Source organism: Bradyrhizobium altum, assembly GCF_020889705.1.
Classification (GTDB): Bacteria; Pseudomonadota; Alphaproteobacteria; order Rhizobiales; family Xanthobacteraceae; genus Bradyrhizobium; species Bradyrhizobium altum.
The window spans coordinates 1-9,716 of sequence record NZ_JACMYP010000306.1 but is presented as its reverse complement, the minus strand read 5'-3'; the positions used below and the strand labels follow the sequence as shown (position 1 = coordinate 9,716).

Annotated in this window: 9 protein-coding genes; 7 read left to right on the top strand and 2 right to left on the bottom strand. The window is 64.4% G+C overall.

Going from position 1 to position 9,716, the window contains the following annotated elements:
- Positions 1-53 precede the first annotated feature (53 nt).
- The gene (locus H8B02_RS41125; RefSeq protein WP_229171398.1) at positions 54-929 is read right to left on the bottom strand and encodes a sulfurtransferase; all 876 of its coding nucleotides are present in this window, start codon (positions 927-929) and stop codon (positions 54-56) included.
- 319 nt (positions 930-1,248) lie between these two features.
- Here H8B02_RS41125 and ispG point away from each other — a divergent pair, with 319 nt between their 5' ends.
- The 7 genes from ispG to H8B02_RS41090 all read left to right on the top strand — a co-directional run bounded on the left by ispG (position 1,249) and on the right by H8B02_RS41090 (position 8,229).
- Complete coding sequence (ispG, locus tag H8B02_RS41120) at positions 1,249-2,538, top strand: flavodoxin-dependent (E)-4-hydroxy-3-methylbut-2-enyl-diphosphate synthase (protein WP_229171397.1); 1,290 nt, start codon at positions 1,249-1,251, stop codon at positions 2,536-2,538.
- A gap of 276 nt (positions 2,539-2,814) precedes the next feature.
- Positions 2,815-3,708, top strand: a complete 894-nt coding sequence (locus H8B02_RS41115; RefSeq protein WP_229171396.1) for a TauD/TfdA dioxygenase family protein — start codon at positions 2,815-2,817, stop codon at positions 3,706-3,708.
- A 141-nt stretch (positions 3,709-3,849) separates the two neighbouring features.
- Positions 3,850-4,383, top strand: coding sequence for a hypothetical protein (locus H8B02_RS41110; RefSeq protein ID WP_229171395.1), 534 nt, complete (start codon positions 3,850-3,852; stop codon positions 4,381-4,383).
- A 27-nt stretch (positions 4,384-4,410) separates the two neighbouring features.
- Positions 4,411-5,451 carry a TAXI family TRAP transporter solute-binding subunit gene (locus H8B02_RS41105; RefSeq protein WP_229171394.1) on the top strand — a complete coding sequence of 347 codons (1,041 nt, stop codon included), beginning with the start codon at positions 4,411-4,413 and terminating at the stop codon, positions 5,449-5,451.
- A complete protein-coding gene (locus H8B02_RS41100; protein WP_229171393.1) occupies positions 5,352-6,071 on the top strand; it encodes a hypothetical protein in 720 nt (239 codons plus the stop codon). The genes H8B02_RS41105 and H8B02_RS41100 overlap by 100 nt, the downstream gene beginning before the upstream one ends.
- A gap of 38 nt (positions 6,072-6,109) precedes the next feature.
- The gene (locus tag H8B02_RS41095) at positions 6,110-6,709 is read left to right on the top strand and encodes a DsrE family protein (RefSeq protein WP_229171392.1); all 600 of its coding nucleotides are present in this window, start codon (positions 6,110-6,112) and stop codon (positions 6,707-6,709) included.
- A 179-nt stretch (positions 6,710-6,888) separates the two neighbouring features.
- The gene (locus tag H8B02_RS41090) at positions 6,889-8,229 is read left to right on the top strand and encodes a Rieske 2Fe-2S domain-containing protein (protein ID WP_229171391.1); all 1,341 of its coding nucleotides are present in this window, start codon (positions 6,889-6,891) and stop codon (positions 8,227-8,229) included.
- A 183-nt stretch (positions 8,230-8,412) separates the two neighbouring features.
- On the opposite strand, the gene H8B02_RS41085 is transcribed toward H8B02_RS41090, so the two are convergent.
- Positions 8,413-9,716, bottom strand: a 1,304-nt coding sequence (locus H8B02_RS41085; protein WP_229171390.1) for a cation:proton antiporter, incomplete at its 5' end; no start/stop codon positions are given.

Sequence of the window (9,716 nt, the reverse complement as noted above, 5' to 3'; positions counted from 1 at the left end):
TGGGTCCTGGCTTTCGCCAGGACGACGGAGGAGGAGGCTTCACGCCCCGTTCGCTACCCCACTTCGATCGGCAATGACACATCCTTCGCCCATTCGCCCATCGAGCCGTCATAGAGCGTGAGATTGTCGTAGCCGAGCCGATGCAGCTGGAACAGGTCGATGGTCGCGGAGATGCCGCCGCCGCAATAGGCGACGACGCGCTTGTCCCTGGTGATGCCTTGCGCGGCGAAGGTCGCTTCCGCCTCCGCAAGCGGCACGAACGTCTTGCCCTTGGGGTCGATCAGGGTTGCCGCCGGCACGCTGACGCTGCCGGGGATGCGGCCGGGCCGGCCATAACGGCTCGGCTCCAGTCCCTTGTAGAATTGCGGGCCGAGCGCATTGACGATCACGGTGTCGCGCTCCGTGGTCGCGGCGAGCACGTCGCGCTTGCCGACGAACATGCCGTCCTTCGGCCGCGCCGAGAACGTCGCCTGCGGATAGCCGCCGGCAAGCCCGGTCTCGATGTCGCGTCCCTCGGCGGTCCATTTGTCGATGCCGCCGTCGAGCACCGCGGCGCCGTCAAAGCCGAGCGAATGCAGCATCCACCAGAACCGCGTCGCCCACATCGCCGTGCCGATCGAATAGAGTACCACGCGGCTGCTGGCCGAGATCCCATGCCGGCCGAACGCGGCCTCGAGCTGGGCCGTCGGCGGCATCATGAAGCGCAGCTCGGTGCGGGGGTCGGAGAACTCGGCCTGCAAATCGAGGAAATTCGCGCCCGGGATGTGGCCTGCCTCGAAGGTCTGGCGGCCCGAGACGACAATATACGGAACGCTGGCGCCGGCCGGAGCCGGCTCCAGATAGGTCGTGCAGTCGAACAGGCGTAGTTCCGGTCGGGTCAGGATGTCGGCAAGTTCCGCCGTGGTGATCAGCTCGCTATGGCCGGCCATGTCGCGCCCTCCCGGAATGATCTTAAGGGGATGCTAGAGCATGATCCGAAAAAGTGGGTACCGGTTTTTCGGAAAGATCATGCTCAAACCAGAAGGAGTCCGCCGGATCACATGAAAAGCTGTCACTCTGCCCTTTGATTCACCCCAATTCGGCCCAATATAGCTGTCCATGCAGGACGCCGCTGCATGGCTTGCCTTTGGCCTCAATCGGCGCCATAAGCTGTTGAATTCACTCCGAAACATGACCGTTTGGCCCACCGTGCGCGCGGCCCGTCGCCCCCCTTGGTGAATGTCACCGAAACCTGATATTCGAGACGCCATGAACAAGCCCGAGATTTTGCCGCAAGACGACATCGCCGGTCCCGCACCGCGGCACCACACCACGCAGGTCATGGTCGGCAACGTCGCCGTCGGCGGCGGCGCGCCGATCGTCGTGCAGTCGATGACCAACACCGACACTGCCGACATCGAGGGCACCATCGCTCAGGTCGCCGCGCTCTCCCGCGCCGGCTCCGAGATGGTGCGCATCACCGTCGACCGCGAGGAAGCCGCTGCCGCCGTGCCGCACATCCGTGACGGCCTGCGCAAGATGGGCATCACCACGCCCCTGATCGGTGACTTCCACTATATCGGCCACAAGCTGCTCGCCGAGTATCCGGCCTGCGCCGAGGCGCTCGACAAGTACCGCATCAATCCCGGCAATGTCGGCTTCAAGAACAAGCGCGACACCCAGTTCGCCGACATCATCGAGATCGCCAACAAGAACAACAAGCCGGTGCGCATCGGCGCCAATTGGGGCTCGCTCGACCAGGAGCTGCTGACCAAGCTGATGGACGAGAACACGGCGTCAGCCAATCCGCGCGATGCCCGCGCGGTGACCCGCGAGGCGATGGTGCAGTCGGCGTTGCTGTCGGCGGCCCGCGCCCAAGAGCTCGGCATGCCCAAGAACAGGATCATCCTGTCGGCGAAGGTCTCCGCCGTGCAGGATCTGATCGCGGTCTATCAGGAAGTCGTGCGCCGCTCGGATTACGCGATCCATCTCGGCCTCACCGAGGCCGGCATGGGTTCGAAGGGCATTGTGGCGTCCTCGGCCGCGCTCGGCATCCTCCTGCAGCAGGGCATCGGCGACACCATCCGCATCTCGCTGACGCCGGAGCCCGGCGGCGACCGCACGGTCGAAGTGCAGGTCGCGCAGGAATTGCTGCAGACCATGGGCTTCCGCACCTTCGTGCCGCTGGTTGCGGCCTGCCCGGGCTGCGGCCGCACCACCTCGACCACGTTCCAGGAGCTGGCGCGCTCGATCCAGGATTTCATCCGCGACGAGATGCCGGCCTGGAAAACCAAGTATCCGGGCGTCGAAGAGCTCAACGTCGCGGTCATGGGCTGCATCGTCAACGGCCCCGGCGAATCCAAGCACGCCAATATCGGCATCTCGCTGCCCGGCACCGGCGAAGCGCCGGCCGCGCCCGTGTTCGTCGACGGCAAGAAGTTCCGCACCCTGCGCGGTCCGGGCATCGCCGCCGACTTCAAGGCGCTGGTGATCGACTATATCGACCAGCGTTACGGCAGCGGCGCCAAGGTGCCGGAGCCGGCGGGCGCCGCGGAGTAGTTTCACTCCGCGCGTGACCCACACGCGCGTGACCCACACTCAAGTGTCGTCCCTGCCTAGTGCGCAATTGCGCACGGGAGCAGGGACCCATAACCACAGGGCGTGGTTATGGCGCGAGATGTGGGTTGCCAGTTTTCGCAAAACCCGATCCTGTGGTTATCGGTCCCGGATCTGCGCTGCGCTTGTCCGGGACGACAGATATGTTTGCGGTGCGGATTGCGCTTCCATCGATGCGCGGTACCATGCTCCCAATCAAGAACCATTGGGAGAACGCCCATGAGCTCGCTGTCCGGCAAGCAGGGTCCGCGCTACCGCCACCTCGCCGACCAATCCGAGCCCTATGAGACCATCGGCGTCGAGAAGCTGACGCCGATCATCGGCGCGGAAATCTCCGGCGTCGATATTGGCAAGCTTGTTGGCGACGATGCGCGCTCCAACCGGCAGATGGACGAGATCCACCGCGCGCTCGCCGAAAACCTCGTCATCTTCTTCCGCGACCAGCACATCAGCCCCGACCAGCACCTCGCCTTCGGCCGCAAGTTCGGCGAGCTGCATGTCCACCCGGCCGCGCCCAATGAGGGCGATCCGGCGCTGATGAAGATCCATGCCGACAAGGATTCTCCGCGCGCCAACGGCGAAGGCTGGCACACCGACGTGTCCTGCGATCTCGAGCCGCCGATGGGCTCGATCCTCTACATCAAGCAGTGCCCGCCGCGCGGCGGCGACACGCTGTTCGCCAACATGTACGCGGCCTATGAGGCGCTGTCGGACCGCATGAAAGCCTATCTCGACGGGCTGACCGCGCTGCATGACGGCGAGCAGACCTATCGTGGGCTGTACGCCAATTACGGCGTCGCCGACAAACGGGAATATCCCCGCGCCGAGCATCCGGTGGTCCGCACCCACCCGGTGACCGGCAAGAAATCCCTCTACGTCAATCGCGGCTTCACCCGCTTCATCGTCGGCATCCCGCGGGACGAGAGCGACGCCATGCTGGCCTATCTCTACCAGCATGCCGAGAACCCGCTGTTCCAGTGCCGCTTCCGCTGGACCGAGAACGCGATCGCGTTCTGGGACAATCGCTGCGCCCAGCACCGCGCGATGTGGGACTACTGGCCGCACACCCGCTCCGGCACCCGCGTGACCGTGAAGGGCGAGCGGCCGGTGTGAGGACGGCGTCGGCCTTGCGCCGTCGCGCCGGCCGCGGCTGAGCTCGATGCTTCAGTCTGCCCAAAGCTGCGCGGTTAACAGGGGTAATCCTTGCGGGTCATAGTATCCGTGAGCCGGTGAGCCCTATGATGCCCGATCATAATGGGCGATATCACCATGCGGCAGGTGATACTGGACGCGCGCAGACATGAGAGCATCGTCATTCGCGTCGACGGGAACTCAACTTGTGAAAGTGCCGGCTCGCGCGTCAGATCGGATCGAGCGCCATTTGCTCCGAGGATGATGCGCCGGGCGGCGCCGCTATGGTTCGCAGCAACCCTCGCCGTGACGTGTCTTTCGGATGTGCCGGGATCCGGCGGCGGCGCGCACGCGCAGTCCAACGGCATCGCCGGCAATTCCCTGCACCTGGCACAAGCAAAGACGAGAGCTGCAGTTAACGCTGCTCCAGCCAAACAAGCGCCAAGCGCGGACGCGCTCGCCCGCGAACTCGCGACGGCGCGGCGAGATATTGAATTGCTGCGGCTCTCGACCTGGGGAACGCATGGAACGCGCGGCGATGCGACCAAGGCCCGTGATCTCTACGCGAAGGCTGGGGCCGAGTGGAATCAAGGAGGCAAAGGCGCGATTCGAGGCGCTGCGTTCGCTGCCTTCATAGAGCAAGAACGAACGCGCTGACGGGATGTCGTGCAAGGGAGCTGGTCGATGAAAAGGTCTGCCGGATTACGTCCGCTGTTTCTGCTTGCGGCCCTGGTGTCGCTGCTCCTCGCGCCGCAGCCGCCCGCGGCGGATGCGCGGCCGCAACATGGTCAGCCTCACAAGGCTCGCTTGATCCGCGCCGAACCGCCTCCGCCCAAGCCTGAAGTTCTGGCCATGAATGCCTGGGTCGTCGGCCTCGCCGGCGGTCTTCTCGAGGGCGCGCCGATCCGTCTGGCCGCGGAAATAGCCCGTGTGACCGACGACGGCGACAATCTGCACGTTCTGCCGGTGGTGACGCGAGGGGCCGTTGAGAATCTCAACTCGCTACTGTATTTGCGCGGTATCGACGCGGCCATCATCAATTCCGACGCACTCGAGGAATACAAGAGCCAGGTGCCGGACATCCAGCGACGGATCGCCTATGTCCTGAACCTGTTTCCGTCCGAACTGCATATCTTCGTTCGGCCGGAGATTCAGAGCCTGAGCGACCTCGCCGGCAAGAAGGTGAACTTCAACAACCAGGGTACCGCCGCAGCCTATTCAGGTCCGCTGATCTTCAGTCGTCTCGGCATCGAGGTCGAGAAGACCTTCATTCCGCACCAGATCGCACTCGAGCAGATGCGGAAAGGCGAAATGGCGGCCGTCGTCTTCATTACATCCAAGCCGGTCGATGCATTTGTGAAAGGCCGGTTTGAATCGGGCTTCAAGTTCCTGCCCGTCCCGTATGACAGCAAGTTCGAGGACTATTATCTGCCGGCAGCTCTTGATGCCGCCGACTATCCAAATCTGATCAAGCCGGGTGACCGCATCACCACGATCGCCGTGCCGACCGCTCTCGTTGCCTTCAATTGGCCGGCCAGCACCAATCGCTTCGAGCGTGTTGCACGCTTCGTCGATCATCTGTTCTCGCGCATCGACAGGCTGCAAGGGCCGGGCTTCGACCCGAAGTGGAAGTCGATCAACCTCGGAGCGACGGTGCCCGGTCTCACGCGCTTTCCTGCCGCGCAGGCGTGGCTCGATCGTCAGTCGGCACGGGCATCGCAATGACCAGGCTCGCCGTCCCGCTGCTTGCCGCAACCACCGCCGTTAACGGCGTTGCCTTGGCGCAAGGGATGGAAGACCCCATGGCACAGCTACGCGCCTGTTCCCAGCTGCAACGTGAAGCGCGCCTGGAATGCCTCGACAAGCTGTCGCACGCCACTGCGCCGACCCGCCGCGAGGCGTCGAGAGCCGATAATTGGACGATCAGCGAGACGACGTCGCCCGTCGATTATTCACCGATCGCCACTGCGACGACATTCGATTCGGTCGAATCGTCGATCAAGCTGTCGATCCGGTGTCGCGGCGGGCGGACCGAATTGTCCTTCGCGGGACCCGCTATCTCGGGCCGCGGCGACGGCTATGCGATCTCCTATCGCATCAACGACGGTCAGCCGACGCAGGTCGCGGCAACTGTGCCGGCGTTTGGTTCCGGCGTCGCCGTCGCGGGCGATGCGGTTCGCTTGTTGCAATCGCTTCCGGATAACGCGGTCCTTGTTGTCCGCCTCTCACCCGGTACCGGGGCTGCCCATGACGCAAGATTCTCGCTCGCGGGGCTGGACGCGATGCGAGCGAGGATGGCCGCGATCTGCAAATGGCCGCTCGCTGTCGCAAGGCCCAGCAACTGAGAACTGTGTTCGACGATTTTTCGAGATGGAGATGTTTGATGCGCAATTTTAGATCTGCTGCGAAATTCATTGCGATGGGTGCCATCGCCGTGCTGGCTTCCACGTCATTGGCGGTGGCCGAGCAAGGTGGGAAATACTGGGTGCCGACCGCGCAATCCGCGACTACTCCGGCGAGCGACGCTCGGAAATCTGAAACGCCGCGATCCGCCGCCGAAACGCGCAAGCGCGCGGCATATGCGCGTATGCATGATCCGGTGGCGCCGAAGGGGAAGGAGCATTATCTGGTCTTGCAGGTGAACAGCAATGATCCTGCCGCCATGAATCTCACGCTCAACAACGCAACGAACGTGACCGAATATTACAAGGGCCTCGGCGAAAAGGTGAGGATCGAGGTGGTCACGTTCGGCCCGGGCCTGCACATGCTCCGCGAGGATACGTCGCCGGTGAAGGCTCGCATCGAGGAAATGGCCCTCAGTTCACCCGAGGTGTCGTTCAAGGCCTGCGGCAACACCCAGGAGAAGATGCAGAAGGCCGAGAACAAGTCGATCCCGATTATCAGGCAGGCGGAAGTCGTGAAGTCCGGCGTCGTGCGCGTGATGGAACTGCAGGAGAAGGGATGGGCCTACGTGAAGCCTTGAGCTGGCGGGCCAGCTTGCCTTGAACCCCGTTGCGCGGGCGCGGACCGGCCGGCGCAGAGAATGGGTGTAAATCCATCAGCGCGGGACAGGGCTGCCGGCCGCGCAGCCAATCGCATTGACGCCGCGCATCCGCTACGCCAAGCTCCGGGAAAATCAAAAACAACTCCCGGGGAAACGCCATGCTCCGCGCCGAAGACAACAAATTCCTGACCGAATCCGGTGCCGGAACGGGAATGGGCGAATTGCTGCGCCAGTTCTGGATTCCGGTGCTGCTGTCGGAAGAGCTGCCGGAGCCGGACAGCGACCCGAAGAAGATCGTTGTCATGGGCGAGGAGCTGCTGGCCTTCCGCGACTCGAGGGGTGTGGTCGGCGTCATCGATCAGTATTGCCCGCACCGCGGCGCCAATCTCTGGCTCGGCCGCAACGAGGAATGCGGCATCCGTTGCGTCTATCACGGCTGGAAGTTCGACACCGACGGTCGCTGCGTCGACATGCCGACATCGTATCCGGACCTCAACGCCAAGGACCTGATCCGCATCAAGTCCTATCCGGTACGCGAGTGGGGCGAGATGATCTGGGCCTATATGGGCCCCGCGGAGGCGATGCCCGAATTGCCGGCGCTGGAGATGGCGCTGCTGCCGGCCTCGCATCGCTTCGTCACCAAGAAGTGGCAGGACTGCAACTGGGTGCAGGCGGTGGAAGGCTCGATCGACACCGCGCATTTCACCTTCGCACATCTCTCCTTCGAGAAGGAGGAGAACGAAATCCTCGACATCAAGAAGCATTTCGTGAATCCGCTGACGCGGGTCGCGACCGATCACATGCGCTGGATCGCCGAGGACCCGCGGCCGGTGATCAAGATCAATCCGCATGAGGCCGGCCTGACCGTCGCGGGCGGGCGGCTTACCGGCAGCGACAACATCTACTGGCGCATCGCCCAGTTCCTGATGCCGTTCCACAGCTGTGCGCCGAGCTCGATGCCGGGCGAGAACATGTTCGGCCAGACTTTCGTGCCGGTCAGCGACACCAATTGCTGGATCTACACCTATGCGTGGAATCCCGACCGGCCGCTGACCGATGCCGAACGCGACGGCTATGCCAATGGCAACGGCGTGATGGCTGTCGCCGACGAGAACTACGTGCCGCTGCGCAACAAGGCGAACGACTATCTGATCGACCGCCAGTTGCAGCGAACCAAGAGCTATACCGGCATCAAGGGCGTCTCCGAGCAGGACGCCGCGGTGCAGGACAGCCAGGGCCCGATCGCCGACCGCACCCGCGAGCATCTCGGCCCGACCGATCTCGGCATCATGCATTTCCGCAAGCTGGTGATGGAGGCGGCCCGCGCGCTGCAAAAGGGCGAGGCGCCGCCGCACGCCGCGCACCAGGATCGCTACACCGTGCGCTCCGGCGCCTGCGTCACCAGCAAGACCAAGGATCTCACGGCCGTGATGATCGAACGGTTCGGCGACCCCGCGGGCTACGTCGGCGGTCCCGGGCAGAACGCCGCGGCCGAGTAGGCGTTACTGTCGTCCCTGCTTTCGAAAGCAGGGGACCCATAACCACCAGCGCGAATTGTCGAAGCACGCTGTGGCCATGGCCTTCGCCAAACGAGCGGCGGTGGTTATGCGTCCCGGGTCGCGCTTCCGCCTTCGCTCGTGGAGCTACGGCGGACAAGTCGCTTGCCTGGGACGACATCGGGGCTACAGCGGAATCCTGCGATACTCCCGGTTGGAGAGGCTCGCCTCCTCCAGATCCAGATCGCGTTCGATGCGCCGCCTGGTCTCGTCGGTGATCTTGCCGTCGCGCAGCAGCATGTGGATGAACTTGCGCTCGGAGGCGATCAGCTCCCGCGTCAGCGCGGTGCCGGCGGCGGAGACGTCGTGCTTGTCGGGATCGAGCGTATCAGGCAGCTGGTTGATGCGGATTTCGTGTCGCGACCGCAGCAGCTTGATCACCTCGTCGGAGAGCTCGCGGTCGTCGGTGATGGCGTCGAGCGATTTCAGCGCGGCGTTCAGCGCCTCGCGCCGTGCCTCGATTTCCTGCTCGTGCTCGGCAATGTGCTCGCTGCGGCCGTCCTTGGCGAGGCCGAGCACGCGCACCACCGGCGGCAATCCGAGGCCGAGCCCGACCAGGGTCACGAAGATCACGCCGAAGGCGACGAACAGGATCAGGTCGCGATACGGGAAGGCCTCGCCGCCAGGCAATGTCAGCGGCAGCGCAAGTGCCGCGGCGAGCGAGACCGCGCCGCGCACGCCGGTGAAGGCGACCACGAACACCGCCCGCCACGACGGCAGCGGATCGCGCTCGCGCACGCGCCGGCTGATCCAGCGTGGCAGATAGGTGCCGGGAAACACCCACAGGAAGCGCGCGACGATCACGATGACGGCGACCAGCACGGTGGCGGTCAGGATGTCGTACAGCGGGAACGCCTTCGACTTCTCGTACAGCGAGCGCATCTGGAAGCCGGTCAAGAGGAACAGCAGGCCCTCGATCAGATAGATGATCAAATCCCAGAAGAAGATGCCCTGCAGGCGCGTCGCGGCCGAGATCAGGAGCGGTCCGTTCCAGCTCATATAGAGGCCGCAGGCGACAGTTGCGATCACGCCGCTGCCGCCGAAATGCTCGGGGATCCAGTAGGCGAGATAGGGCGTGATCAGCGACAGCGTGATCTCGACCTGCGGATCCCTGGCGCGGCGGCGGGCGCGCAGGCTGAGCCAGCCCACCGCCGTGCCGAACGCGATCTCGCCGGCAACGATGACGAGGAACGTGCCGGTCGCCTTCGGCAGCGAGAACAGCCCGGTGGTGATGGCGGCCAGCGCGAAGCGGTAGAGGATCAGCGCGGTCGCGTCATTGGCCAGCCCTTCGCCTTCGAGCACCACCAGGATGCGGCGGGGCATGCCGAGCTTGCGCGCGATCGCAAGCGGCGCGACCACGTCCGGCGGCGCGACGATCGCCCCTAACAGGAAGCCGATGCTCCAGGGCAGCCCGATCAGATAGTGGGTCG